At 48.5% G+C, this 361-nt stretch carries 1 protein-coding gene; it reads left to right on the top strand.

All coding sequences use genetic code 11. The features are described 5' to 3' along the window. Positions 1-361: hypothetical protein (locus J8L86_RS21040; protein WP_211031456.1), on the top strand; the 361-nt coding region annotated here is incomplete at both ends.

The following is a 361-nucleotide window of genomic DNA, read 5'->3' as shown; positions in this document are numbered from 1 at the left end:
CGATGTGGCTGTTAATGCAGATGGCACTTACTCTGTCGATAATGTTGACCTATCAACGCTCGTGGATGGCGACATCACAGTGGTTGCAACCTCAACCGACAGCAACGGTAATGATTTATCGGCCAACGACACTGAAAACCTTGATGCTGTTGATGCTGAGCTAACAGTAGACTTAGTGATTGATGCATCGAACCAAGGCGATATCACTGGTACGAGCCAGGATATTCCAGCTGGCGGTACGGTCACTCTGGTTATCACCGATATTGCGGGCACTGCAATTACCATCACCGATGTGGCAGTCAATGCAGATGGCACTTACTCTGTTGATAATGTTGACCTATCTACGCTTGTGGATGGCGAC

The organism is Shewanella sp. MMG014 (assembly GCF_018100775.1).
GTDB classification, from domain to species: Bacteria; Pseudomonadota; Gammaproteobacteria; order Enterobacterales; family Shewanellaceae; genus Shewanella; species Shewanella japonica.
This window is presented reverse-complemented; position numbering and strand designations above follow the sequence as displayed.